Genomic DNA, 26,062 nt, shown 5'->3' on the forward strand with positions numbered 1-26,062 from the left:
TGGTTTAGCCGATTGGCCGAGCAGGCGGGGCACGGGCCTGAAACTGCACGCTTGCGCCATCGCAAGCCAATGCAGCGACCGCTGGCGCTCGCAGCACCGGCGCTGGAGGAACGTCAGCGGATAATGCAATCGGTGCCGGCAGTACACCCGCGCCTGTCGCCAGCAGCAACCAGCAGAGCGGACAGTCGTCGTGCTTGTCCGGGGTTGCCGGCGCGCAGTGGGCCGGGCGCACCATGGCCCGGCAAGCCAGCACGTCCGTCTTGGCCAAAACGTGCAGCGTGCGGCTGCCGGAGGGCTGGGGATGCACGTGCGCGTGCGCCATCAGCGCCGCGGCCTGCATCGCGACCGCGAGCAGAGCCGCTATCACCGGGCTCGATTGACGCCGAAAGAAGCGCATGGGGTCTCCGTTGCAGCGGCGACGATAGCGCCGAAAATGGGGCGAGCGAAAGACACTCTTCGTTAACGCCCAATCTAATTGGCGCTCTCTTATCCGGAGGTCGGTAAGGCGGCTGTAATCGAGTTCCCCGAACCTGATGCTCGGTCCGCATCTCGTCCCTGGGGGAGTTCAATGTCTGTCTCGCGTATCTCTTGGTTGGCGCTGCCGGCGCTCATTATGACGGGCGCCCCTGTCCTTGCCGACCCGCTTCCGGATGCCAACGAGATGCGCGAAAGCGTCGTCCGCATCATCGTCGAAACCGATGGCGGAGGCGCGTCCGGCACGGGTTTCATCATCAACAATCACCGGATTATCGTCACCAATAATCATGTGGTCCAAGGCGCAACATCGATCGCCATCGGCTTCATGGCCGGCGGCAAGCCGGTGACCGTCCCGGCGCGCGTCGTCGATACCAATCCGGACAAGGACATCGCCATCATTGAAGCGGCTAGCGATATCTTCGGCGAGCCCGTCGTCCTGGCCAACTACCAGACCTCGCCACCGATGACAGTCACTGCCGTTGGATACCCCGGGGCGGCCGACGAGGTCCCCGGCTCCAACGTAGCGTCAGTGCTTCTGGAGCCGTCCTATAGCGTTGGCACGGTGGCCCGCGTGCTGCCGAACGTTGCCAACGTTGGCGGCGACACGCTCATTCAGCACACGGCCGTGATCAACCACGGCAACAGCGGCGGCCCGCTGTTCGATGCATGTGGCCGCGTCATCGGGATCAACGCGCTGACCATCGAGCCGAGCGAAGCGAGCTCCTACGCGCAAGGCATTTTCTACTCGATCGATGTGCGCGAGTTGCTGCCGATGTTCGAGGAGAACCTCATCGACGCCCGTATAGCGACCAAACCCTGCACGCCCGGACTAGAGGCCCGCAACGATGTGCCGCCTGCCACCACGAAGGAGGCGGAGGCTGTTGCATTCGATCGCTTCGCCGCATGCATCAATGCCCGCCCGTGCGACGCAGATATATGCAAGAGCCGCTACCAGCGGCGCGTTTCACCTGAGCTTGCAGGCGGTCGCGAAGCCGATGTGAGCTTGCGCATGACGGCTGCAGGGCCGCTTTGCACCCAGCAGAACGAAACCGAAGCATTCGCGCAGTTCCAGAGCTGCGCGGAAGAGAACGCTTGCGAGTTCGACGCGCAGTGCGGGCCCAAACTGGAGCAGTCCCTCCGCCCGGATGTCATGAATAAGCGCCGGCCATTGTTTGACCGCATCCGCGCCAAGGCAGCCGACGAGTGCAAGCAGGCATCGGCGCCTGGAATCTGGCGCGCAGGCCAAACGCGAGAAAACATCTGGACCGCGCGCGTCTTCAACGATAGCGGCGCGGCGCTCATCGTCACCTGTGTTGTCGGCGGCGACAACTCTGGGGATGGCGCCTTGGAGGTCGACGACGCTGCAGGCCAGCGCGCCCGCTGGACCGGAACCCGAGCTGTCCAGATGACTATCGACGACTACAGCGAGCCGCTCCGTCTCGATCTCGAGGTCGCCGGCAACAGCCTGGTTGCCGGTCTCTTGCACAAGGAAACGGAAGCTGACCGCGGCTGGTACAAGGACCTGCTCGGCAAGTTGACGGTCGGTGGCGTAATGACGCTGGAGGAGCCGAAAGTCGGTCTCGACGAGACATTCTCGCTCGATGGTTCGAAGGATGCGCTGGCGCCGTGTCTGAATGCCAAGATTGCATCGCGTCAGGCCGACAGCGGCGAGGCTAGCAAGCAATAAGCTAAAGGCGAGCGCGGCGCCGCAGGGCGCCGCCTCGTTTCACCTAGTTCTTTCGCGTTCCGCCCTGCCGGCGCAGTTCGCCCGAGGCTGACATCTGCTCGCCATCGGCATTCACCGACGTCCAGTCGAGTTTCATCGTGTCACCCTCGACCGTAAGCTTGAGCTTGCCGTTGAGGCATCCCTGGTCGACTTCCTCGAAGCTGCCGTAGGTGATTGTTTCGCTGTACTGGTAGTGATCGCCGTCGAGGTCGCCTGTCAGCACGCCGCCGCACGCGGGATCGCCCGGATAGCGGCTCACGCCACCCCGCGGCGAAACGAAGGTCAAACGCACGTCGAACGGGTCCTGGTCCGGCTGCGCCGCCTGGCCGACCCACGAGCCGACGATGCTGTCAGGACGCGGGCTAGGGCGTGCGACATTGGCGCTCGCGATGCCAGCCCCAGCCGCCGCGCCAGAACCAACGAGCAGCGCCAGCAACGCCAGCTTTGAATAACTCAGGGCCCTGCCGCGCCCCCCACCGTCCTGCTTCACCGTCGCCTCCAAAAGATTTCGAGTGAGCGTAGAGCTTGCTTTCGGGGTGCTTGACGGCGGCTTAAGGCACCCATCCCCGGTCGCACATCATGGTTTCCATTGATGCAACACCGGTTATGGCTCTTGCCGATTGCCGTCGCGCCAAGCCGGAACGCGTGCCAAAGTATGCCAAACAAAAATCACAGAAAGTTCGGGAGGAAGCACAGTCTATGAGCCATCTCTACCAGCCCCAGCACCGCGCCCTGCAGGATCGCTTTGCGTCGCGCCCTATGGCCGACCGCATCGAGCAGATCGCCCTCAAGACCGAAATCGGCCCCGAGGAGAAGGCGTTTATCGAAAGCCGTGATTTCTTCTTCTTGACGACTGTCGACGGCGAGGGGCGCCCTACGGTTTCATATAAGGGCGGCGCGTCCGGATTCGTCCGCGTCATCGACGATCAGCACATCATGTTTCCGAGCTACGACGGCAACGGCATGTACCTGTCGATGGGCAACATCACCGCCCATCCGCAGGTCGGCTTCCTGTTCATCGATTTCGAGCGCCCGTTTCGCCTGCGCGCGCAGGGCATAGCCGAGATCACCGATGCGCCCGAGTGCCTCGATGCGTTCGACGAAGCCGAACTCGTCGTGCGCGTGAAGTTGACCGAGCTTTGGATGAACTGCCCGCGCTACATCCACCGCTATCAGCGTGTGAAGTCCTCGCGCTACGTCCCCCAGCCCGGGGTCGAGACTCCGTTGTGTGAATGGAAGCGCATCGACGGCATCCAGGATGTGCTGCGCCCCAAAGAAGTCGATCAAGTCGCAAAGTCGGGTGGCACTATCGGAATCGATGAGTGGATCGGCCGTGTCGTCACCGGGGACGAAAACGCCTGAGGGCGGCGCGAGCCAGCTTTCTACGAGAAGACAACGCCGCCGGAGCATGCTCCCGCGGCGTTGCTGCCTCTTTTGCGAGGCGGCTCTCCTTGCGCGTTATCGCGTCAGCCCAGCCGGTGCGCTTATCAGCGCAACCCAGTGGCAGGGCAATTCAGCACTTTGAATTTGAGCCCCAAATCGCAAAAGGACAACCACTGCTTTTGGCGCAGCTCGGGGTGTCCGCCATGCACTAGGGGCTGGTCTCGGCCCCGTCGAGGCCAATAGCCGTGCGGGCGCCCGTCAGTGGGTCATGCGTGCGCGCACGCGCTCAGTCATGAGCTGTATGACCGATAGCGCGAACTCTGGTTCCTCGCCCGCAAGCTGCAAAAATGTGGCCCTGTCGATCACCGCCACTTCCGTGGGCTCGCTTGCGAGCGCGGCCGCAGAGCGCGGAATATCGTTGATCACCGCCATCTCGCCGAACACGCCACCAGCGCCCACCCGCTCCAGCACGCGTCCAAAGCCAATCACATCGACCGCTCCACTCAGAACGACGTACATGGCATCGCCAGCATCGTCCTCCAGGAAGATGCGCTCACCAGCCTTGTACAGTTTCGTAGGGACGCCGAGACGCAAAATTGCGCCCACATCAAATCCAGAGTTCATCTTATGAATTACAACAATATTTCTACTATGCAGTATACGTTAGATGTTACGAGAGGATCGCTCGCGACGCCAGTGCCAAGATGCTCTAGGCGCGGGCAAAAAACATGGTTAGGAACCGCTCGTAGATACGCGTCAAAGTTTCGAGGTCCGCGACTGCAACGCGCTCATCGACCTGATGGATCGTTGCGTTCACCAGCCCCATCTCGATCACCGGGCAGTGATCCTTGATAAATCGAGCATCCGACGTGCCGCCTCCAGTGGACAGCTTTGGCACCTTTCCGGTGATCTCGGCCACAGCTGCCTGCATCGTGTCGACGAGGGGGCCGGGTTCTGTCACGAATACGTCGCCAGTCCCCGAAAACGATAGCTTGTATTTTGCTCCAAGCTCTGCTGCCGCCGCTTCGCAAGTCTCGCGAACCAGCGTCTCCAGCTTCGGCCGCGTATAAGTGTCGTTATATCGGATATTGAAGCGGGCTCGTGCCTCGCTGGGGATCACGTTGGTCGCCGTGTTCGGCACCGAAATGACGGTCACCCCGAGATGTGACGGTTCAAAGTGCTTCGTGCCCTCGTCCAGCTTCAGGCTCGACAAGCGGTCGATGATACGCGCGAGCTTGGGTACGGGATTGTCGGCCATATGCGGATAGGCGGCATGGCCCTGCTTGCCGGCGACAATGATCTCGCCGTTGAGCGATCCGCGCCGCCCTACCTTCATCTCATCGCCGACGCGATCGCGGCTCGAAGGCTCACCCACGATGCACGCGTGCAAGACCTCGCCGCGTGCCTTCAGCCAGTCCAGCACCTTGACTGTGCCGTTGACGCTGTCGCCTTCCTCGTCGCCCGTGATCAGCAGTGAGATCGACCCGGGTAGATCGCCCTTGTCGAAGGCGAGAAAGCGCTTCAAGGCGGCGACGAAACAGGCGATCTCGCCCTTCATGTCTACCGCGCCACGTCCGTAGAGTATGCCTCCGCGGATTTCCGCGGCGAACGGCGGCGAGGTCCAGGCGTCGAGGTTCCCCGGCGGCACGACATCCGTATGCCCGGCAAAGCACAGGTTCGGCCCGGTATTGCCGAGGCGCGCATAGAGGTTCTCGACGTCGGGGAAGCCGGGCTCCGAAAACGTCATCCGGTGACACTCGAAACCCGCGGCATTGAGCACGCCTTCGAGCAGCGTCAGCGCGCCGCCCTCGACCGGCGTCACGCTCTCGCAGCGGATCAGCGCTTGCGCCAGGGGAACCGGATCGTGAGACGTCGTCATGCACCTTCACCTGTCAGTAGAGTAGTGGTGTCGATCAAATATGTTCGCTCTGAACGCACTGGTGGTCGCCATGCCCAGACCCTACGTCGGCATTGGCGACGCAATCGTCAACACTTGGAACCGCGCGACCAAAAAACCTCGTCGGCCGGCCCCGTGCTCACCCCTCGGGCACGTGCCGCGACAGCGCCAGCTCGCCGGCCGAAACCGCGGTCGCGCCACGAATGTCTTCCACGTCGGTTTCTACGAGAGTGATCTTCTGCCAGATCTTCTGGCTGAGGTCGGTGCTTAGACGCTCGATGTCGCTGACGGCATCCACCACTGCGGTGTCATAGATCTTCTCCGCGTAGACTGCAGCCGCCTTGCTCGCCAGCGAAAGCATCTCTGAGCAATAGCTAAGATAGCGGACGAGCTCATAGCGCGTCATATCTCGCTCGGGCGATGAACTCGTGCGCGGCCCCCCGAGGGCACTCGGGTCCTTGGTGAGCTGGTGCATGTCGATGACGTGCGCGATGGAACGGAACTCGTGCAGCGCTTTGAGCACTGCGCCGCGGCGCAACCTGCCCTCGAGCGTCGACAGATAGAAGGCACCACCGCCCAGCACGATCAGCAGGCTCACTGCCGCATCGACGCCCTGCATCACGTTGGTCAGCTCCGTCGACGCCTCGAGAGAAAGCGCCTTGGAGCCGAGCCAAACGATCATTGCGGCACCGAACGCAACGAGGCCCCAGCTCCCCGCCAGCAGCAGGATGTTCGGGCGCGCGATCTTCTCGGCACGTTCGGTGGTTTGCTCGGCCATGCGCGTGAGCTCTTCGCACACGCGCAATAAGCCTGAGTTGGGAAAGCGCTCGTTGATGCGCTGTCCCAGGATGCTGAGTGTTTCGACGACGTTCTGACTGGCGAGATTCCGGTAAGACTTCATCGGCGAACCCCCGCAGGAGAGCTAGTCGCGCAGCAACTCGTTGATCGATGTCTTGGACCGCGTCTTGGCGTCGACCTTCTTGACGATCACCGCACAATAGAGGTTCGGCCCCGGCGTGCCGTCCGGCAGCGGCTTGCCCGGCATCGTGCCGGAAACCACCACCGAGTACGGCGGCACCTTGCCGAAGAACTTCTCGCCTGTCGCCCGATCGATGATCGTCGTCGACGCACCGAGATAGACGCCCATCGACAGCACCGAGCCCTCACCGACGATGACACCCTCGGCCACCTCGGCACGGGCGCCGATGAAGCAGTTGTCCTCGATGATGACAGGGCCGGCCTGCAGCGGCTCCAGCACACCGCCGATACCTGCGCCGCCAGAGATGTGGCAGTTCTTGCCGATCTGCGCGCAAGAGCCGACGGTCGCCCAGGTGTCGACCATCGTGCCCTCGTCGACATAGGCGCCGAGGTTGACGAACGACGGCATCAGCACAACGGTCGGCGCGATGTACGCCGAGCGCCGCACGATGCAGCCCGGAACGGCGCGAAAGCCTGCACGGCGGAAATCGTCCGGCGTCATGCCGTCGAACTTGGACGGCACCTTGTCCCACCAGGTCGCGCCGCCCGGCGCGCCGGAGATCGGCACCATGTCGTTGAGGCGGAACGACAAAAGCACCGCCTTCTTCAGCCACTGATTGACGGTCCAACCATCCGAGCCCTTTTCGGCTACCCGGACGATGCCTTTGTCCAGCAAATCAAGCGCCTTATCGACCGTATCGCGAACGACGCCGGTCGTGCCGGACGAGATGCCCTGGCGCTCTTCCCACATGGCCTCGATGGCGCTCTGCAACTCGGTCGTGTTCACGCTTGCTGACATCGGTTTCCCCGTCTTTGTCTGTTAACGGCCCGCGTTGTCGCCCGCGGGTAATTTCGTGTCAATGCGAACGAATTCTTTCGCTCATATCTTCAATTGGATACGCGGTGTTAAGCCCATCACGCGATACTCAAAAAAGGTTCCGGGAGTTGCGTGGCGTGGGTGGAGTTGCGTCGTGTTGCAGAGTGAGAGAGTGGTTGCAGTTGCCCCTCGCGTCGCGAGCGGCAAGTGGGTCGGCAAGGAAGGCTTCGTAGCCGAAGCGGCCATCCAGTTCGAGCGCATCGGCGGCACCATCGCCCGCCTCGAGCGCGAGTTGGAGAAGTCCCGCGAAACTATCGCCGAGATGGCCGAGGAGGCGAGCCGCAACAAGCGCTTCCAGGCTTTCGAAATGAGCCTCGAAAATTCCCGCGACTACAAGATCACCGACCTTCAGCGTACCTGCAAAGACCTGAAGTCTCGGCTAGACGCCATCGAGGGGGATCGCAGCAAGTTCGCCGGCCTCACCTACAAGTCGTTCGAGCCGGTGGATCGCAAGCTCGCCGAGCTGAGCGGCCTTGGCGCCCACATCGACCGCATCGAGTTCGCAGCCCGCCGCAACGAGGTCCTGTTCTTCGGTGCCCTCGCGCTCGCCGCATTCTCTCTGGCTTCCCGCTTCTTCTTCTAACCGGCCCGCAACCAGCCTAGGTTCTGTCATCCCGGAGGCGGCGAAAGCCGAAATCCGGGATCAAGCGCAAAGAGCGGCGCAGCCACGAAACAGCTTTCGGGGGCCTGTGCTGGGTCCCGGGTCTCGCTCGCGATGCTCGCTTCGCCCGGGATGACAAAACACCAGAGTCTCGCCCCCCTACCCCTGCTTCGGCAGCTGCGCTTCGATCAGCCGCTTAGCATCCGCGCTGTCCCAGTGCGCCGGGCCGATCAGCCGCCCGATCTCTTTCCCGTCCGCATCGATCAGGATCGTCGTCGGCATGCCAATGACTTTCAGCGTCGTCCCTTCCTTGGCGGTGGGATCCGCATAGACCGCGAGCTTGTCGGCCTTGATGTCGGTGAGGAACTTGCGCGCCCCCTCGATGCCGCTCTTGTCCACGGCCAGCGCCACCACCTCGAACTTGTCCGAGCCCAACGCCTCCTGCAGCCGGTTCAGCGCCGGCATTTCCTCGCGGCAGGGGGCACACCAAGTCGCCCAAACATTCAGCAGCACGACTTTGCCGCGCAGGCTGTCGAGCCCCACTTCCGTGCCTTGGCCGTTAACAAATCGGATATCCGGCAGCGCCTCGGGCTGCGGCTTGAACACGAACGTCGTCATCGCGCCGGTGGACAGGGGATTGCCCCGTGCCGCCGCTTCGTGCGCCTTCCCGCCGGAAGTTGCCGCACCTTGATTGTCAGGGCCGCCCATCGTGACGTATACCGCCGCGAACGCAACGATAGCCGCTAGCGCGGCGATCCAAACGAAGACCAACGAGCGGTCTGGCTTCTTTGGCTGGGAATGATCGCTCATGTGCCTTCTTTCGCCGAGCATTCATCGAGCGGCCTTTACGGAGAACAGAAAACCGTGACGGACAAGCCTGCGAACAGCATGTGGGGCGGTCGCTTCACGGTGTCTCCGGCCGAGATCATGGAGGAGATAAACGCCTCCATCGGCTTCGACAAGCGTATGGCCCCGCAGGATATCCGCGCGTCCAAGGCGCATGCCGCCATGCTTGCCGACGCCGGGATCATCGAGAAGGCCGACGCCGCGGCGATCATCGACGGCCTGGGCAAGGTCGGAGCCGAGATCGAGAAAGGCGATTTTCCGTTCTCCCGCGCGCTCGAGGACGTGCACATGAACGTCGAGAGCCGGCTTAAGGAGGTCATCGGCACGCCCGCCGGACGCCTGCACACGGCCCGCTCGCGCAACGATCAGGTCGCGACCGACTTCAAGCTCTACGTCCGTGAGCGCATCGACGGCCTCGATGCTGCCCTGGCGGCGCTGCAACTCGCCCTCGTACGCAAGGCTGAAGCTCACGCGGGCACGGTAATGCCTGGGTTCACGCATCTGCAGCCCGCCCAGCCGGTCACCTTCGGCCACCACCTGATGGCCTACGTCGAAATGCTTGGGCGCGACCGCGGCCGCCTCGCCGATGCCCGCGCGCGCCTCAACGAATGCCCGCTCGGCGCCGCCGCGCTCGCCGGCACCTCGTTCCCCATCGATCGCCACGCGACGGCCAAGGCACTCGATTTCGCCAAGCCGACCGACAACTCGCTCGACAGCGTCTCCGACCGCGATTTCATCCTCGAAACGCTGGCCGCCGCCTCGATCTGCGCCATGCACCTGTCGCGCTTCGCCGAGGAGATCGTGCTGTGGTCGACGCCGCAGTTCGGCTTTATCAAGCTGACCGACAAGTTCACCACCGGCTCCTCGATTATGCCGCAGAAGCGCAATCCGGATGCCGCAGAGCTTTCGCGTGCCAAGGTCGGCCGCATCGCTGGTGCCTTTCAGAGCCTGATGATGGTGATGAAGGGCCTGCCCCTCGCCTATTCCAAGGATATGCAGGAAGATAAAGAGGTCGCGTTCGACGCCCTCGACAGCCTCGCCCTCGCCCTAGCGGCGATGACAGGCATGGTCGATGACATGCAACCTCAGGCGGCACCGATGCTGGCTGCCGCTGGCGGCGGCTATTCGACGGCGACTGACCTCGCCGACTGGCTCGTGCGCGTCCTCAAGATGCCGTTCCGCGACGCCCACCACGTCACCGGCCGCATCGTCGCCGCCGCCGAGGCCGACAATCTTCCTCTGGATAAATTGCCGCTTCCCGCCATGCAGGCCATCGAGCCCCGCATAACTGCCGATGTTTTCACGGTTTTGAGCCCTGAGAACTCGGTAGCGAGCCGGATCAGTCATGGGGGAACTGCGCCACAGAACGTCGCCAAAATGGCGGCCTCCTGGCGGAAGCGGTTGGAAAAGGCCCCGTCGAAGGGCTAGAAATGCCAAAGGTGCCAAGGCGCCCTAGATCCGCCTTTGCGGTGGGGTTCCTTGGCTATGCGGCGTTAGCCAGCGCTGGCCGCGTGGAGTGGGGTCGTCGGGGACATGCGCGTATCGTTGACACCGAAGGCAATGGTTGCCGTGCTTATCGCGGCCGGGCTCTGCCTCGGCTTCGGTGGCTGCGGCGTCCGTGGCTCGCTCGATCCGCCGCCCACCGCCAAAGCTGACGGCACCGCCAAGTCGGCCGAGGCTGCCGGCACCCAGCCGGGCAGCGCCGCCCCGCCGAAGCCGCACGACGGCTTCATCCTCGACCCGCTGCTGCGCTAATCATCACCGCCAAAGCTCGATGATGTCGACGTCGACCATGTCGGCGCCGCCCGGCATCATTGACGGGACCTCCCTCCGCCGCCGGGTCGACTTCCACCCCGCCGACTCCAACTCGCGGAGAAACAGTGGCGTATCCTGCCGCTCCGGATCGGCGATCAGCACGCGGCCGCCGGGACTAAGGTTGCGCTCCAGGATCGCCGCCAGCGGCGCATGCGCCGTCCGCTCGTACAACACGTCCGAGCCGATGATCACGTCGTAAGTCCGCGTGTCGGTCCAGGCATCCCAGTTGGCGAGCGCAAGCTCGATGCCCTCGACCCCGTTGGTCTGCGCGTTCACCCGGCACAGCGTCAGGGCCTGAGCGACGTTGTCGGTCTGCCGCACCGCTGCGGCTCCGAGGGAGCGCGCCACGATGCCGGGCAGTCCTACGCCGGTACCCAGCTCCAACACCGTCTTGCCGGCCACCAGATCGGGCTCTGCCGCCAGCGCCTCGGCCAGCGCCTGCGCCGACTCCCATACGAGCAGGCCGAATGGGAAAGCCGCGTAGGTCTCGACCGCGCTCAGCAGCGAGGCATGGTCCCGCGCCGCCTCGATGCGCCACGTCCGGCCGGCGATGGTGAAATTGAACTCAGCGAGCGGAACCCCCACGGACCGCTCGAGGTCCGTCGCGACACCCACCTGATCTGCTTGTTTTACTTCGCTCATCGTCCCGCCATTGCCATTGCCTGCTCTCTCCCGCTATTAGCGGCGCACGACTTAGCAGCTCGCTGCCAACGAGAGACCCCGTCTCATGCACCATTTTCATTATCGCGGCGGCGTGCTGCACGCTGAGGGCGTGAGCCTCGCACGCCTCGCCGACGAGGTCGGAACGCCCTTCTACTGCTATTCCACCGCCACGCTGGAGCGGCATTACAAGGTCATCACCGAGGCGTTTGCCGGCCAGGACGCGCTCATCTGCTTCGCGGTAAAGGCCAACTCCAATCAGGCCGTACTGGCGACGCTCGCCCGCCTCGGCGCCGGAATGGATGTCGTCTCCGAAGGCGAACTCCGCCGCGCCCTCGCTGCCGGCACGCCCGCCGACAAGATCATCTTTGCCGGCGTGGGCAAGACCCGAGAGGAAATGGCCTATGCGCTCCAGCAGGGCATACTAGGGTTCAACGTCGAGAGCGAGCCAGAGTTGCGCGCTCTGAGCGAGGTCGCCTCTAGCCTTGGCAAGACTGCGCACGTCGCCCTGCGCGTTAACCCCGACGTTGATGCCAAGACGCACGCCAAGATCTCCACCGGCAAGGCCGAGAACAAGTTCGGTATCCCTTATGCCGATGCGCGCCGCATTTACGCCGCAGCTGCCAAGTTGCCCGGCATCGCCGTCACCGGCATTCATATGCATATCGGCAGCCAGATCACGCAGCTGGAGCCCTTCCGCAACGCCTTTCGCTTGATGCGTGAGCTCGCCAGCGAATTGATCGCTGACGGGCACAAGCTCGTCCACCTCGACATCGGCGGCGGCCTCGGCGTGCCCTACATGTCGGAGGGCGAGGTCGCCCCGCCACCCGCCGCTTACGCCACCATCGTGAAAGAAGAACTCGGGGCCCTGAAGCTCAAGATCGTCATGGAGCCCGGCCGCGTCATTGCCGGCAACGCCGGCGTGCTCGTCAGCCGCGTCATCTATTCGAAGGAAGGCGTCGACAAGACGTTCACCATCGTAGATGCGGCTATGAACGACCTCATCCGCCCCACCCTCTACGAGGCGCAGCACGAGATCTGGCCCGTGGACGAGGCAAAGAACGCGATGCCGCCGATTGTGCAGGACATTGTCGGGCCTGTCTGCGAGACGGGCGACTATCTCGCTCTCGACCGCAAGCTCCCGCCGCTCAGCTCCGGCGATCTCATCGCTGTCATGACGGCCGGCGCCTACGGGGCCGTCATGTCGTCGACCTACAACACGCGCTCTCTGGTGCCCGAAGTACTGGTGAACGGCGATGAATATGCCGTTGTCCGCCCGCGCGTTACCCCCGACGCCCAGATCGCCCTGGACAAGCTTCCCGCTTGGCTCAAATAGGGCCTGCAGCCCAAGCCAGATCACGCGAGAATGACCAAACTTTAATCCTTACGCGGCGGAGCGCCGCTAGGCCCGCCGCAATGTTCCGGGTATCGTTCCGCCCATGACGGAGCCGCAGGCAGCTTCCCCCATCGACGCCAAGTTCGCACGCAAAGTGCGCATGAGCCGTTTCGCGCTCTTCTTTGAGCGCCTGTGGCCGCGCATCTGGATCCTTCTCGGCCTTGTCGGCTTCTTCCTGCTGGTCTCGCTCGCCGGCATCTGGCCGCTGATGTCCGACCCGCTGCATTACATCGCGCTGGCGGCCTTCGCGATCGCGGCTGTCGCCGCCGTCCTTTACGCGCTGCGCACGCCCTACCCGGCACGCGAGGAGGCCGTCCGCCGCATCGAACGCGTTTCGGGCGTCCCCCATCGTCCCGCGTCCTCCTATGAGGACACTGTCACCGCCAATGCCGATGACCCGCGCACCGCCGCCATTTGGCAGGCGCATCGGGCGCGCCTCTCGGCGGCCCTCGCTAAGCTGCGCGTCGGCCCGCCTCAACCACGCGCTGACCGGCAGGACCCCGTCGCCCTGCGCGGGCTGCTCGTTCTCGGCGTTGTCGCCCTGCTGGTCCTCGTTGGCGACAGCGCGTCCGACCGCCTCCGCTCCGCTTTCCGTTTCAACGCTGCCAAGGCTATTGCCGAAGCTCGCCTCGATGCCTGGGTGACGCCGCCCTCCTACACGGGCAAGGCTCCGGTCATGCTGGCCGATGGCGCTCGCGGCCCCGCCGCGGCTGAGACTCAACCCAAGCTCTATGACGTGCCTGATCGCAGCGTGCTGATCGTGCGCACCAGCGGCAAGGGGCTCGGCGCGCCTTCGCTCGACGTCTTCGCTGAAGGTTCGACCGAGCGCCAGCACGTCGAAGCCAAGGCGCCCGATGCCGGCAAGTCGACCGCGCCGAGCGCCGACATCTCCGAGATCCGCTACGAGCTGCGTAAGTCGGCCGAGATCCGTGTCCTCGCCGGAGGCGTCGAGCTGGCGCGCTGGGCATTCTACGTCCGGCCGGATAAGCCGCCGGTCATCGCCGTGGCGAAGGCGCCCGAGCGCACACGCCGCGGCTCGATGAAGCTCACCTATACCGTCGAGGACGACTACGGCGTCGTCTCCGCCAGCGCCGATGTGAAACGCGATCGCAGCGCAGAGAAGCCGGTCGATCCCAGCAAGGCGTGGGCTCAGCCCAAGGTGCTCCAAGGCCCGCGCCCGCCGCATGAGCCACCGCCCGAGATCACCTTGCGCCTGCCGCGTCCCTCGCAGAAGCAGGCGGAGACCTATATCGACTTCGGTCCGCACCCCTACGCCGGGCGCGAGGTCGTATTGACCCTCGAAGCCAAGGACATCGCCGGCAACGTCGGCCGCTCCAAGCCTATGCGCCTTGTGCTGCCTCAGCGCATCTTCAAGAAGCCGCTCGCCCGTGCCGTCGTCGAGCAGCGCGCCAAGCTTATGGATGATCCGCGCTACGCCCCGCTCGCCAAGCGCGCGCTCGATGCGCTGACAATCGAGCCGGAAGGCTTCATCGATTCAACGGCCGTCTACCTCGGCTTGCGCACCGCGATGCGCAACCTCGACCGCGACACCTCTAGCGAAGGGTTAAAGAGCATCACCGATGGCCTGTGGGAGATGGCCCTGCGCATCGAGGACGGTGACCTTTCCGAAGCCGAGAAGGCGCTGAAGGACGCTCAGGACAAGCTCGCGGAGGCGCTCGAAAAGAACGCGCCCGACAGCGAGATCGATCAGGCCATGCAGGAGCTGCGCGAGGCGCTCTCCAAGTACATGCAGCAAATGGCGAAGAACGCTCAGGATCAGGCTCCGCCCGAAGGCCTCGACCAGCAGGACCAGCAGATCAGCCAGCAAGACCTCGACCAGATGATGAAAAATCTGGAGAACATGGCCAAGTCCGGCTCGCGCGATCAGGCGCAGCAGATGCTTGCCGAGCTGCGCGACCTGCTCGAGCGTCTGCAGTCGGGTCAGCAGTCCCAGCAGCAGGCCCAACGCGGCCAGCAGATGCAGAAGAAGCTCGATGAGCTTGGCGGTCTTGTCGGACGCCAGCAGCGCCTGATGGACGACACCTATCGCGAGAACCGCCGCCAGCAGCAGACCCCCGGCGGCACCATGCCCGGAGAGAATGGCCAGCAGCAGAGCCGCAGCCGTCAGGGCCAAGGCATGCCCGGCCAGCAAGGGCAGAGCGGCCAGCAGGGTCAGCGCGGCCAAGGTCAGCAGGGCCAAGGCCAGGGCGGGCAGCAGCAAGGCCAACAGCAGGGGCAGCAAGGCGGCAAAGGCAGCCTGAGCGAGCAGCAGCAGGCACTCAAAGACGAGCTCGAGAAACTGCGCCGCGAGCTGGATGAGCTTGGCGCCGGCCAGGACGAGTTCAACAAGGCGCGCGACGCCATGGAAAACGCCGAGAAGTCGCTCGAAGAAAACGACATGGACACTGCGCTCTCGGATCAGTCCGAAGCACTCGACCAGATGCGCCAGGGCGCGCAGAAGATGGCCGAAGGCATGTCCAAGGAAGGCTCATCGCGTTACGGCCAGAACGGCAATCAGCCGCGCGATCCGCTCGGCCGCCCGCAGCGTTTCCAGGGCCCTGATGCCGGCAACTCGGTGAAGGTGCCCGACGAGATCGACATGCAGCGCGCGCGCGAAATCCTCGAAGAGCTGCGCCGCCGCCTCGCCCAGCCAGCCCGTCCCACCCAGGAGCTGGACTACTACGAGCGCTTGCTCCGCCGGTTCTGAGTCCCGTTCACCATTATCTTGGTTAACATCGCTTTACCCTTTTTTCGCCACGAGAGTGGCGGAGCAATTGGGGCATGCGTACCCTGGGGGCTCTCTTCATCATCGTGTTGTTCGCGTTGCCGTGGCAGCCTGCCGAGGCGGGCGACGATTGCGCCGACGGCCGGCTTTCGCCAGCCAGGATTGTCGGCAGCGAAAAGTTGGTCTTGAGCTGGACCGGCAAGGTCAACAAGAAGATGGCCACCGCGATCGACGACGCGTTCGAGGCCAACAAGCACCGCGTCAAATCCGTTGAGCTTTCGCTGAAGTCCTGCGGCGGGCGCGTCGACTATATGGCCGGCACCATTGCCGTGCTGCACCACATCAAGGAAACGCACAAACTGACGACCATCGTCGATCAGGGCTCGACCTGCGCGTCCGCGTGCATTCCGATTTTCCTCGCCAGCGATAATCGCCGTGCCGCGTTGAGCAGCCTGTGGTTCTTCCATCGCACCTGGAGGCGCAAGCTCACCGGCGGTGTCGACGAGGTGCAGACTGGCGCGCCAGGCAAGAGCTCCATCGATCAGTTCCACGACCGCTACTACGTACCGGCCGGCGTCTCCGCCGAATGGCTGAAGCGCCTGAAGCCGATCATCGAGAACACCGGTGGCTATTGGCAGACGGGCCGTGACCTGTGGGAATCGAAAAGCGGCATCGTCACCGAGACGATTGGCGACGTCCTCATGCACGAGGACCGCACCATCTATCTCGCGCCCGCGCCCGGTTGCACCGCGATGTGTCGCGGCTGAGCGCCCGGCCCATCCTTATCGCGCCAGTCGCACCGTAAGTCCGCTGACCACCTGATGGCTCACCACCTCCGTCGAGATGTGGCCACCGGCGGGAGCTTCGCCTGCGAACCAGCGTGACACCTGCCGCCAGAGATCGAGCGGCAGCCAGCTCCCTTCTGCCTCGCTGAGCGGCGCGCCGTAATGGCCGTAGGTGAACTTGTATTCGACGAACACCGATAGCCTTGAAAGCCGTATCTCGAAGCCCGCCAGCGCCTGCCCCGCGGGGCCTGCATAATTGTATTCGTAGGTGCGCGGACGGCTGCCATTTGTGTACGCGAACTCCGTGTGCGGCAGCAGCACGCCGCCACCCGCACCGACATACGGACTGATCCGCGCGCCGATGCTCGGGAGCCGCAGGAAGCCGGTCAAGAGCAGCATGTTGTGGCCGTGTGAGAACTCTAGCTTCTTCACCACATCGCGGATGCGTGCACGCGCTGGCAGCGGCTGTCCGTCGAGCGTGCCCGAAAAGTTGGCCTCGTCGTCCAGCGGCGCGATCGCCTTCGAATGGATGAAGTCGACGCCCGTACCGGTCTTCCCGCCTGAGAACCAACGCGCAACGCGCGCCCCGTAATAGATCGGACTCTTGAACGGGTCCGTGTACCAGCCGACAGGATCGATGGTGAAGTCCGTCGCGGGATTGTCGCCTGCGCCTTTGATGTGCGCGGCAGTCGGGTACGTGTAGGGAACGCCTGTGTAGGCGCCGATGGTCGTCTCGTTGCCGACCGCAACAGAGCTGCCGGCGCCGGCCTTCCTCCCCTGCGCCTGTGCCGGCTCGTCGTCGATCCGCGCCTGCTCCATGACGGCCGCGGCTGTTGACACGGTGATCATCACCCCGGCCGCCAGCGCCGCGGCGACATCGAACGTGCGCCGTCCCGGCGATCGAGGCGCCTCGCCCGTCCAGCCGAGCGTGAGTAGTTGCGCCATCGGCGTCCCCCTTCTCAATGCGTTATTGCGGGCAGCCCGTGGCCGGCCGGCGCATGCTGCGGCGCAAGTTATGCGAGCTGGCCCGCCCCGCCAATGGACCCCGCGGCGGACCCGCTGTGCCGCGTTGCCGCGTCGGAAGAACGTGAGGGATATCAAGAAGAGGTGCGCGGCGCCGAGAGGCGTTCCAGCATGCGGTAAACCGCAATGATTTGCGGCGCTTTCCGCGTCAGGTAGTCCGCACCGGTATATCCCCACCAGTCCCAGCACCCTTGCGGATTGACCGGCGTCGCCGCCGTCTGCGGGAACAGAACAACGATGTTGTTGGCGTCCGCCCAGCGTGCAAAACCGGAATCGCGCGCGAAGGCATCGCCGACGAAAGTGCGGTTCTGCCCGCACCCATGGTAGGCGATGTGAACGCGGCATCCTGCGTCCGCCTCGCATCCACGCGGCACGTAGACGAGGCCGAGATCGCTCATCCCGTGATTGGAGAGGTCTTTCGTAAAGGCAGCTTGATCGAACGCCATCAAACGTCCGGTAGCTACGTCAGCCGGCGCTTTGAGGTCGCCATAGATTTGCTTCAGCAGCGCACCCGCCTGATCGTAGTCGCAATCGACGATGTACGGCTTGCCGGTATAGTCGCACGCGGGGCCGCGATCGTCGGTGACGAACGCATGCCCGGCAGAAATGTCCGACACGAAAAGGATGTTTGCGTCCGGAACGCCCACGTCGACATAGAAGTTGCGCGCAGCTTCGACGATCGCTGGCACCACTGTGGTGTCGTTCTTCCCGCTGAAGAGATAGACGCGGTCGGTCAGCACATCGGCAATCGGATCGATGCGATCGTGCTCGGCGAGACGGCTCGCGCGCTGTGCCAGCAGCGCAGGGTTCGGCACGCCGAACGCTTGCAGCGCGTTCTGCATGCAGCCGTTGATCGCCTTTGTCAGGTTCAGAAGCGCCGTACCCGGTCCGGGGATGACATCGGCATAGAGACTCTCCGAGCAGCCGTAAGGGCCGCCCGCGATGATTGCCGCGCCGACGACCTCCTTGGCGTGCGCCATCTCGAACTGCCCGGCCATATAGGCGCCTGACGAGATGCCCGAAACGGAAGTCTCGGCTCGGTTCGCCTCCAGCGCGGGTAGCTCGGCGGCCGGCTGCTCGCTGCAACCTGCGGCAGCAACCGTCAGCACCAGAAGAATGGCCGGTATCAGTCTTTTCATCGCCGCTGCGCCGCTGCTTTATGGCTCCTGGCGAACACTAACGCTTCTGCGCCTCTGCCGCCATTGGAACGAGCTGTGCCGTCGGCTTCAGGCGCACGGTCACGCGGTCCACGCGGCCTTTGGCATCGACGACAGAGAAATTGACGAAGCCGTTGCCGTCCGGCTGCCAGACCACCTGCCGCGCGCGCGGATCGGACGTGATGGGCGCGCCGTTCACCAGCCAGGTGAGCGGCAGCACGCCGCCGTTGGCCTTTAGCAGCACCGGATCATCGGCCTCCAATTCGACCTCCGCGCGATCTGGCGGATAGGAGATTGCCACGCGCGGCTCCAGGAATGGCCCCTGTACAGCCTCGACGCCGTTCTCGCGAAACCGCTTGAGAGGTGGCGGCAACTCGGAGCCTGTGACCCGCAGGGCACCAGCCGGCGCGCTTTGCAGCGCCGAGCGTCGCTCGCCGAGACGCGCGAAGGCATCGAACAGGATCGGCGCCGCGGCAACGCGGCCCGACAATCCCGGCGTCGCCGCACCATCCGGGCGCCCCACCCAGACCGCCACCACATGACGGCCGTCGTAGCCAACCGCCCAGGCGTCGCGATATCCGTACGACGTGCCGGTTTTGTATGCGAGGCGGCCGGCCTTCGCGTTCAGCGGCGGTGGTGCATCCTTCAGGATGTCTGTCACGTACCAGGCTGCCAGCGGCGACATCAGCCGCTTGCGCTCCGCCTGTTTCCCGTGAATCAACGCTTCCGCCGACTGTTTGAGATCGGACTTGCGGTAGATCAGCGGCGTCACATCACCGCTGCGCGCGAGCGCGGTGTAAAGCGTCGCGATATCGCGCAGCGTCAGGCCGACGCCGCCCAGAGCCATCGCCAGCGTCGGCTGGCTCCTGTCGGGGAACATGGCTTCGACGCCGACCTTCCTGAAGCGTCCCGCGAGCTTGCCGGGACCGAGCGCATTAAGCACTTTCACCGCCGGGATGTTCAGCGATTGCGCCAGCGCGTCGTGAATGGTGACGGTGCCGTGGAAGTCTTCATCGAAGTTCTTCGGCGCGTAATTGCCAAAGCGAACCGGCCGATCCTCGATCAGCGTCTGCGGGTGCGCGAGGCCGGACTCGAACGCAAGACCATAGATGAAGGGCTTGAGCGTCGATCCCGGCGAGCGCGTCGCGCCCACCATGTCGATGGCACCGAACCGCGCATCATCGAGGTATCCGGCCGAGCCGACGTGCGCGATCACCTCGCCCGTAGTGTGATCGACGACGAGGATCGCCGCCGAGAGCTTCTGGCCCAGAAGCTTTGTCTGCTCTTCGGCAAGCCCCTCCAGCGCACGCTGCACGCCTCGGTCGATCGTGAGGTGATGCACGCTCTCGGCTGGCTTCTCGATCACCTCGGCTTCGGCAAGATGCGGCGCCAGCTTCGGGAATGCGCGCCGCGCCGTCGGCACCGGCTCGTGCGAAGCTCGTTCCGCCTCTGCCTCCGTGATCACGCCGCCTTCAACTGCGCGCTGCAACACGCGGTCGCGGGCGACACGCGCGGCCTTGGGGTTGCGATCCGGCCGCCGCCACTCCGGCGATTGCGGCAGAGCGACCAGCAGCGCCGCCTCTCCGACCGAAAGCCTGCGCGGCTCTTTGCCGAAATAGGCGAGCGACGCCGCGCGCACGCCTTCAATGTTGCCGCCGAACGGTGCCAGTCGCAGATAGAGCGCCAGGATTTCCTTCTTCGACAGGAAGTGCTCGAGCTGCAGCGCGCCCGCGATCTGGCGGATTTTCGCCCGGCTCGAGCGCTCGTACTTTCCTTCGACAAGACGCGCGACCTGCATCGTCAGCGTCGACGCACCCGACACGATGCGCCCATTGCCGATGAGCTGCGCCGCCGCACGCGCCATCGACCGCATATCGACGCCGCCGTGCTGGTAGAAACGCTTGTCCTCGAACGCCATCAGCATCGCCAGATAGCGCTCATCTACGTCTGAAACCTCGACAGGCAGCCGCCACCGCCCGTCGTCAGTTGTGAATGCGCGCAGCAAGCGGTCCTTGCGATCGAGCACGATGGTGGAGATGTTCTCCGTCTGCTTGAGGTCCGGCGGCCCGATCTCCTCGAGCGCAACATACCCTGCGCCGAAACCCAGCCCGCATAGGCCAGCGAGCGCTGCAACACTAAATGCAGCAGCGCGCCCCCACGTCTTTCGCCCTCCCCCTCGATGGGGGAGGGTTGGGGTGGGGGTGGTGCAGCCGGATGCCGCCTTTAATCTCCCCCCTCCCTGCCCCTCCCCCGCAAGGGGGGAGGGAAATAGGTGGAGCAGCTTTCTCATCAACGCGCCCATTGCCATCACTTGCCCGCCGTGACGGAGAGCTTGCCCGCCGCCGAGCGCGCGTAACGCTCGGGCCGGTACATATCCTCAACCGTCGCAGCCGGATGGACGAACGTGCCCGGCGTCACTGCCCGCACCAGATAGGCGACGGTCGCAGAAGCGGCCGGCCCTTTGGTGTTGGTCTGCCCGTCAGGCGTCGACTCCGACTGCTGGCTTACCTGCTCGACATTCGCGCCTGAGAAGTTGAACGCGGCAACGAACCGGTCGTCGCGGAACTCGGAATGCTCCGGCTGCACCGAGGTCTTCAGCCAGGGCAGAGCCTTCACATCGCCCGAGTCGACCAGATGCGGATTGTCGATCTCGAAGCCAGCGGGCAACCGGTCGACCAGCATCACGCGGCCGCCCGGCTCCTTCGCTTCAATCTTCACAACCGCGACGAGGCGCTCGTTCTGCTTGATCTCGCCTTCGCCGCCTGTCGCGCTCTTGAGGTCAACTTGCTTGCCGTCGAGCGTGTAGAAAGTGCGCTCGATGGTGAAGCCCTTCGAGACCGCTGGTTCGACCGTCAACGCCGAGCCAACCACGCTCACGACGGCATCGACCGGCGCTGAACCATCGTTGGTCACGCTCAACGGAGACTTCAGAAGCTCGCCCGCCGACATCGCTCGCGTCACCGCACCGACGACCGGCGCACCGTTGACGATCAGCTTCAGGTCGTTGCCTTCCTCGGCCAGCGCATTCGCAGCCAGCAGCAGCCACGCCTGCTCCTGAGTCGAGGTATAGCTGCGCCCCGTGTACGCCTTGGCGATCACGTTGACGAGCTTGGGTGCCTCGACGTTAGAAACACGCGTTTCCGTTGCCAGCGTCACCAGCGCTGCGCTGTCGCGCAGGTCCGAGCCATAGTCGGCACGGTAGCCGCCGAGCCCGGTTGCCTCCGGCAGATCGAGCGCGTCGAGCGCCGAGCCGAACGCGGTTTCGGCACGCACCTTGTCACCCACCATCGCAAGCGCCGCACCGAGCTGTGCCTTCGCGAGCGGCGTCGAGAAGCGGTCAAGACGCGTATCTGCGTAGTAGCGCAGGTCGCCGATCGGCGCGCGGCCGTTGCGAGCCAGCACGTACAGCGCATAAGCCCGGTCTTCGCCGCCCTTCTGGAAGTCCTCCGCGTAGGCGATGAAGTTCTGTAACCGGTCGAGCGCCTGCGTGAAGCCCTGCGGGTTCACGTCGAAGCCCTGCTCTTTCGCGCGCGTCAGGAAGTCGGTGACGTATCCGGTCAGCCAGAGATCCGTCGACGACGGCCCCCACACGCCGAATGCACCGCTGGCATCCTGCATCTCGAACACGCGATCGACCGCCTTCTGCACCCGCTCCTTCAACTCCTTGTCCGGCGCGATGCCGAGCTGAGCCGCCACCGCATTCGCATAGACAAGCGGCAGTGCGCGGCTCACCGTCTGCTCGGCGCAACCGTAGGGATAGCGGTCGAGCTGGGTCAGCAGCGAGGGGATGTCGAGCGTTGCCATCGGCCCGACGCTCATCGACACGCGCGTCCGCGAGGCGATCATGTCGTGCACCAGGTCAGGGCTGAGCGTGATATTCGCGCCCGGCTTCAGCTTGGCGATCGTCGTGCGCTTCACGTCCGCGGCCGGCGGCTTCACATCGAACGTCAGGTGACGCTTGACATCGATGCCGTTCGGGCCGGTTACGCGAATGTCGTAGTTGACGATGCCTACGTCGGTCGGTTTGACCGGCACCTGCACCGCACGGCGCTCGTTCGCCTTGAGGTCGAGGCTAGCGGTGTGGACAGACTTGTCCGCACCCTCACCATCGGCGCCGGGCGTCGTCAGGTCGAGCTTGTAGGCAGCATCCGGCCCTTCGACATTATGCACGGCGATGTCGAGACGCGCTTCATCGCCAAGTGTCAGGAACCGCGGACCAGACGCGGTCAACGCAACGGCGTCGCGCACGATGACGTCCGCTTGGCCATGCCCGAGCTTGTTCGCGCTCCAGGCAACGGCCATGAGTCGCACCGTGCCGTTGAAGTCAGGAATGTCGAAGCTGACAGTCGCCGTGCCATCCGCGCCGACACTGACGATGCCGGAGAACAGCGAGACAGTTTCTTCCACGGGCGGGCTGCCTTGCGCACCCATGTCCGCGCCGCCGTCACCGCCCGAACGCAGCGTGCCGCGTTCTGCGCGCATGCCGTCAATCAGCCGGCCGTAGAAGTCGCGGATTTCGAGGCCCATGCGGCGCTGCGCATAGAACCAGCTTTCCGGCGCCGGCGTCTTGAAGCGGGTGAGATTGACGATGCCAAGATCGACCGCCGCAAGCGTGAGACGAGCCTCCTCGCCCTGCTTGAGACCTTCGAGCTTCACCGGAACAGTCAGAGTCGTGCCCGACTTGATCTTTTCCGGCGCATTGATCGATACCGTCAGCGTCTTTTCTGCCTGGTCGAGACCGAGCCAAGCAACGCCGATGGCGCGCGAGGGCATGCGCTTCAGGCTCTCATCCAGCGGACGATAGAGCATCGCCGTGACGTAGGCGCCCGGACCCCACTCTTCGCCAACCTTCACCTCGGCTTCGCCGCCGCCGTTCGGGACTTCGATTTCCTGCTGCGACAGCAAACCATCCGAGAGCACCGAGATCAGAGCCTTGCCTCCCACCTTGGTGGCAATACGCAGCTTCGCTGTCTCGCCGACCTTGTAGCTCGCGCGGTCGAGTGCCACGTCGAGCACTTCCGGGCTCTCGGCCTCATCCGCCGTCGTGTACCAGCCGGCGTTGAACGTCATGCTGGCAGCAGGTCCGCTCGGATCGGCCGATGTCACCTCGAGCTTGTAGCGGCCCCAGTCGACGCCCGCTTCGATCTTCGCGAACGCACCGTCCGCCGCGGCGTTGAGCGTGCCGTCGGCAACTTTGCGCGTCAGCGTCACCGCCTCGTAGTTCCACTGCCCGTCCCGGCGATACCACTGCCAGCTCGTGTCGAGCCGGTTCAGTACCCAGTTGAGCCCATTGGCAGCAATGCGCTTGCCCTCGGCGTCGAGCGCGACGACCTCGAAGCCTGCTGTCTGCTTCTCATCGAGCTCCGAGCCCTTGAACAGCGGCTTGAGGCCGATGCGCGGCTGCTTCAGATCGACGGGGATAGTCACGCTGCGTTCAATCGTGCGCCCGCCCGTCTCGCGCAGCCGCAACACGACGCTGGCCTCGAGTGGCTTTGCGGTCTGCTGCACGGCAGGAAGTGTCACGGCAACTTGTGCAACGCCATCCTTGTCGGTCGTCGTCACACCGTCGAGCGGCTTGCGCACCGGCTCGATCAGTTCGTCCGCCTGACCGAACGTGAAGCCAGGATATCCCGCCACGTCCTTGTTCGACGGCTTGACGATGATGTCGCCCTCGATGGCGAGGTCGGCGGCCGGCGGACCATAGAGGTAGCGGCCCGTCGCCTTGATCGTCTGCGTTTCCTGCGGCGTCAGCGCGGCAGTCGGCGGCTCGAGCTTCATGTCGAGGCGCTCAGGCACGAAGTCTTCCACCAGGAACGAAACCTGCGTGATCGCATCCTTGTTCGGATCGGTGTGCAGCTTTGCACGCCACGTACCAGTCTGGGCCGAAGGCGCCAGCGGCAGCGTGATGTCGCGACCGCCCAATCCGCGATCCTTCAGCGTATAGCGCGCATGCTCGACGCCATCCGGCCGGGTGACGATCAGCGTTACGGGGAGAGTCGCCGCCTTGCCCGTCGCATCGCGCACCAGCGCCGCAAGGTGCACGTCCTCGCCCGGTCGGTAGACGCCGCGCTCGGTGTAGACGAAGCCGTCGAGCGGCCCCGGTGCCTCACGGCCCTTCACGCCGCGATCCGTCAGATCGAACGCACCAGATGTGAGATCGAGGAATGCGTATTCGCCGCGGGAATTCTCTGCCACCAGCATCGCCGGTTGCAGACCGCCCTCGCCACGCACAAGCCCGGCCTCGAAGCGCGCATAGCCGCGTGCGTCGGTCTTTGCCGTGCCCAGCACCTCGTTGTTGCGCGCGACCAGCTTCACGTTGACTTCGCCGGAAGGCGTCGCATCTGCCAGCGAGCGCACGAACGCGTGCACGCCGTCATCACCCGAAAACGCCGTGAGGCCGAGATCGGACACGATGAACCACTGCGTCGCCTCGGTGCCATAGTCGTTGCGCGACTTCTGCGACGGCTTGGCGATCATCACGTAGACGCCCGGCTTCAGCGTGCCGACAGCGTCGGTCACCGGCATCGCCGTCGTCATCTCCTCGTTCAGCTTCTGCGGCACGTCCATCGAGCCGGTGAAAACCTTCTCACCGCTGCGCGAACGGATCTGATCGACCTCGTACGACTGCAGCTGACGCTGGAAATCGCCGCCCTCGATGGCACCGACTAGGTTGCGGTCGCCGATGCGATAGACCTCGACATCTACCTTCTGCGTGTTGATCGACACCAGCGGGATGCCCTGCTGGCCGCGGCTCGGCAGCACGTACGACTTGCCCGAGAAGCGCACGAACGGCTTACGGTCCGGCACGTAGACGGCAATGTCGATATTCTTCTGCAGCTCCTCCTCGACGGCTGAGGGCAACCCCGCGCGCACCTGCACGCGGTAGCGCTGCCCGTGCGCGAGGCCTTCGACGCACAGCTGCTCGTTCTCTGCAACGACGCCCTGCGGGTCTTTGCCGTCTACCGAGACGAACTTGGCGAAATCCACCTGACCGCGTGCCAGGCTCTCCGAGAATTGCAGGCAAAGGCGCGGCGCCGACGTCTCCGCATCCGCCTTGTAATCGGTCATGCGGAACCCGTACTCGGCGCGCAGTTTATCGTAGCTCTCACGCACCGCGCCATTGTCGGCGAGGGCGAGGGACGTCTTCAGCGCATCGATTGCCGGACGCCAGTATGAGCGCCGCTGCAACGCATCACCGAGCACAGCAAGAGCCCGCGCACGCTGCGGATCGTCTTTGCTGCGTTCGTAAGCGATGTAGGCCGCGCCCGACGCATTCACCGGAAGATCGTAACGCTCGCTATCCTTGCTCGGATCGGGCGGGATCGCCAGCAGTGCGCGCGCCAGCCCGATCCACGCTTCGGCATCTTGCGCATCCGCAACCGCCGCGCCGGCATAGCTGCGCGAGGCGGCGCGCGGGTCCGTTGCCATTGCGCGGCCGCCCTCGCGGATCAGGTCGGCTGCGCTCTGCCCTGACAGTTTCCAGTTCGCTTTGAGGTACGCCTCATAGCGCTGCGCGTCACCTTTGACGCCTTGATGTGCGAACGGATGCACCTCTTGCGAGGTCTGCTGCTGCGCCATCGCAGGCGCAAAAGGCAAGATGAGGCAGAAGGCGAGAAAGATGCGTGCGATTAAATGCATTGTGGCCACCATTGGGGGAGCTGAGCCGAAACGATCCATTTGCAGTATCGGAGCGTTAGGTGTCCCGGTGAAGGCGAA

20 protein-coding genes are annotated in these 26,062 nt (G+C 64.5%); 8 read left to right on the forward strand and 12 right to left on the reverse strand.

All coding sequences use genetic code 11. From position 1 onward, the window contains the following. Positions 1–4 precede the first annotated feature (4 nt). Positions 5–397 (reverse strand): hypothetical protein, encoded by a 393-nt coding sequence (locus tag NDB2M4_RS04835; protein WP_072370808.1) that lies wholly within the window; start codon positions 395–397, stop codon positions 5–7. A 171-nt stretch (positions 398–568) separates the two neighbouring features. Between NDB2M4_RS04835 and NDB2M4_RS04840 the strand changes: the two genes are divergently transcribed. Next, complete coding sequence (locus NDB2M4_RS04840) at positions 569–2,164, forward strand: S1C family serine protease (protein ID WP_072370811.1); 1,596 nt, start codon at positions 569–571, stop codon at positions 2,162–2,164. 43 nt (positions 2,165–2,207) lie between these two features. Here the strand turns inward: NDB2M4_RS04840 and NDB2M4_RS04845 are convergent, their stop codons facing one another. Next, entirely contained in the window at positions 2,208–2,693 is a 486-nt protein-coding gene (locus tag NDB2M4_RS04845) for a hypothetical protein (RefSeq protein ID WP_139247086.1), read from the reverse strand. 209 nt (positions 2,694–2,902) lie between these two features. Between NDB2M4_RS04845 and NDB2M4_RS04850 the strand changes: the two genes are divergently transcribed. After that, on the forward strand, positions 2,903–3,565 hold the full coding sequence (locus tag NDB2M4_RS04850) for a pyridoxamine 5'-phosphate oxidase family protein (RefSeq protein ID WP_072370817.1): 663 nt from the start codon (positions 2,903–2,905) through the stop codon (positions 3,563–3,565). A 279-nt stretch (positions 3,566–3,844) separates the two neighbouring features. Here the strand turns inward: NDB2M4_RS04850 and NDB2M4_RS04855 are convergent, their stop codons facing one another. The 4 genes from NDB2M4_RS04855 to dapD all read right to left on the reverse strand — a co-directional run bounded on the left by NDB2M4_RS04855 (position 3,845) and on the right by dapD (position 7,260). Then, a complete protein-coding gene (locus NDB2M4_RS04855) occupies positions 3,845–4,192 on the reverse strand; it encodes a cyclic nucleotide-binding domain-containing protein (protein WP_244536044.1) in 348 nt (115 codons plus the stop codon). A gap of 103 nt (positions 4,193–4,295) precedes the next feature. Then, positions 4,296–5,465 (reverse strand): succinyl-diaminopimelate desuccinylase, encoded by a 1,170-nt coding sequence (gene dapE, locus NDB2M4_RS04860; RefSeq protein WP_072370823.1) that lies wholly within the window; start codon positions 5,463–5,465, stop codon positions 4,296–4,298. A gap of 157 nt (positions 5,466–5,622) precedes the next feature. Beyond that, positions 5,623–6,384, reverse strand: coding sequence for a hypothetical protein (locus tag NDB2M4_RS04865; protein WP_072370826.1), 762 nt, complete (start codon positions 6,382–6,384; stop codon positions 5,623–5,625). Positions 6,385–6,405: 21 nt separating this feature from the next. Further along, positions 6,406–7,260 carry a 2,3,4,5-tetrahydropyridine-2,6-dicarboxylate N-succinyltransferase gene (dapD, locus tag NDB2M4_RS04870; RefSeq protein WP_171988024.1) on the reverse strand — a complete coding sequence of 285 codons (855 nt, stop codon included), beginning with the start codon at positions 7,258–7,260 and terminating at the stop codon, positions 6,406–6,408. 172 nt (positions 7,261–7,432) lie between these two features. Here dapD and NDB2M4_RS04875 point away from each other — a divergent pair, with 172 nt between their 5' ends. Beyond that, positions 7,433–7,921 carry a hypothetical protein gene (locus tag NDB2M4_RS04875; RefSeq protein ID WP_139247087.1) on the forward strand — a complete coding sequence of 163 codons (489 nt, stop codon included), beginning with the start codon at positions 7,433–7,435 and terminating at the stop codon, positions 7,919–7,921. A gap of 177 nt (positions 7,922–8,098) precedes the next feature. Here NDB2M4_RS04875 and NDB2M4_RS04880 read toward each other — a convergent pair whose 3' ends face one another. Further along, positions 8,099–8,749, reverse strand: a complete 651-nt coding sequence (locus NDB2M4_RS04880; RefSeq protein ID WP_072370832.1) for a TlpA family protein disulfide reductase — start codon at positions 8,747–8,749, stop codon at positions 8,099–8,101. A 54-nt stretch (positions 8,750–8,803) separates the two neighbouring features. On the opposite strand from NDB2M4_RS04880, the gene argH reads away from it, so the two are divergent. Beyond that, on the forward strand, positions 8,804–10,213 hold the full coding sequence (gene argH, locus NDB2M4_RS04885) for an argininosuccinate lyase (protein ID WP_244536045.1): 1,410 nt from the start codon (positions 8,804–8,806) through the stop codon (positions 10,211–10,213). 105 nt (positions 10,214–10,318) lie between these two features. Further along, on the forward strand, positions 10,319–10,540 hold the full coding sequence (locus tag NDB2M4_RS04890; protein ID WP_072370835.1) for a lipoprotein: 222 nt from the start codon (positions 10,319–10,321) through the stop codon (positions 10,538–10,540). A 3-nt stretch (positions 10,541–10,543) separates the two neighbouring features. Here the strand turns inward: NDB2M4_RS04890 and NDB2M4_RS04895 are convergent, their stop codons facing one another. Continuing rightward, positions 10,544–11,242: a class I SAM-dependent methyltransferase gene (locus NDB2M4_RS04895; RefSeq protein ID WP_072370838.1), complete on the reverse strand. Its 699-nt coding sequence runs from the start codon at positions 11,240–11,242 to the stop codon at positions 10,544–10,546. Positions 11,243–11,327: 85 nt separating this feature from the next. Between NDB2M4_RS04895 and lysA the strand changes: the two genes are divergently transcribed. The 3 genes from lysA to NDB2M4_RS04910 all read left to right on the forward strand — a co-directional run bounded on the left by lysA (position 11,328) and on the right by NDB2M4_RS04910 (position 16,148). Beyond that, complete coding sequence (lysA, locus tag NDB2M4_RS04900) at positions 11,328–12,596, forward strand: diaminopimelate decarboxylase (protein WP_072370842.1); 1,269 nt, start codon at positions 11,328–11,330, stop codon at positions 12,594–12,596. Positions 12,597–12,699: 103 nt separating this feature from the next. Further along, on the forward strand, positions 12,700–15,363 hold the full coding sequence (locus tag NDB2M4_RS04905; protein ID WP_072370844.1) for a TIGR02302 family protein: 2,664 nt from the start codon (positions 12,700–12,702) through the stop codon (positions 15,361–15,363). A 74-nt stretch (positions 15,364–15,437) separates the two neighbouring features. Beyond that, positions 15,438–16,148 carry a hypothetical protein gene (locus NDB2M4_RS04910; RefSeq protein ID WP_072370847.1) on the forward strand — a complete coding sequence of 237 codons (711 nt, stop codon included), beginning with the start codon at positions 15,438–15,440 and terminating at the stop codon, positions 16,146–16,148. A 15-nt stretch (positions 16,149–16,163) separates the two neighbouring features. Here NDB2M4_RS04910 and NDB2M4_RS04915 read toward each other — a convergent pair whose 3' ends face one another. The 4 genes from NDB2M4_RS04915 to NDB2M4_RS04930 all read right to left on the reverse strand — a co-directional run bounded on the left by NDB2M4_RS04915 (position 16,164) and on the right by NDB2M4_RS04930 (position 25,984). Beyond that, a complete protein-coding gene (locus NDB2M4_RS04915) occupies positions 16,164–17,111 on the reverse strand; it encodes a hypothetical protein (RefSeq protein WP_072370850.1) in 948 nt (315 codons plus the stop codon). A gap of 152 nt (positions 17,112–17,263) precedes the next feature. Further along, on the reverse strand, positions 17,264–18,328 hold the full coding sequence (locus NDB2M4_RS04920; RefSeq protein ID WP_083555773.1) for an extracellular catalytic domain type 2 short-chain-length polyhydroxyalkanoate depolymerase: 1,065 nt from the start codon (positions 18,326–18,328) through the stop codon (positions 17,264–17,266). Between the two features lie 37 nt (positions 18,329–18,365). After that, the gene (gene pbpC / locus NDB2M4_RS04925; protein ID WP_072371876.1) at positions 18,366–20,636 is read right to left on the reverse strand and encodes a penicillin-binding protein 1C; all 2,271 of its coding nucleotides are present in this window, start codon (positions 20,634–20,636) and stop codon (positions 18,366–18,368) included. A 17-nt stretch (positions 20,637–20,653) separates the two neighbouring features. After that, positions 20,654–25,984 carry an alpha-2-macroglobulin gene (locus NDB2M4_RS04930; RefSeq protein ID WP_072371879.1) on the reverse strand — a complete coding sequence of 1,777 codons (5,331 nt, stop codon included), beginning with the start codon at positions 25,982–25,984 and terminating at the stop codon, positions 20,654–20,656. Positions 25,985–26,062: the final 78 nt, after the last annotated feature.

The organism is Hyphomicrobium sp. NDB2Meth4 (assembly GCF_900117445.1).
Classification (GTDB): Bacteria; Pseudomonadota; Alphaproteobacteria; order Rhizobiales; family Hyphomicrobiaceae; genus Hyphomicrobium_A.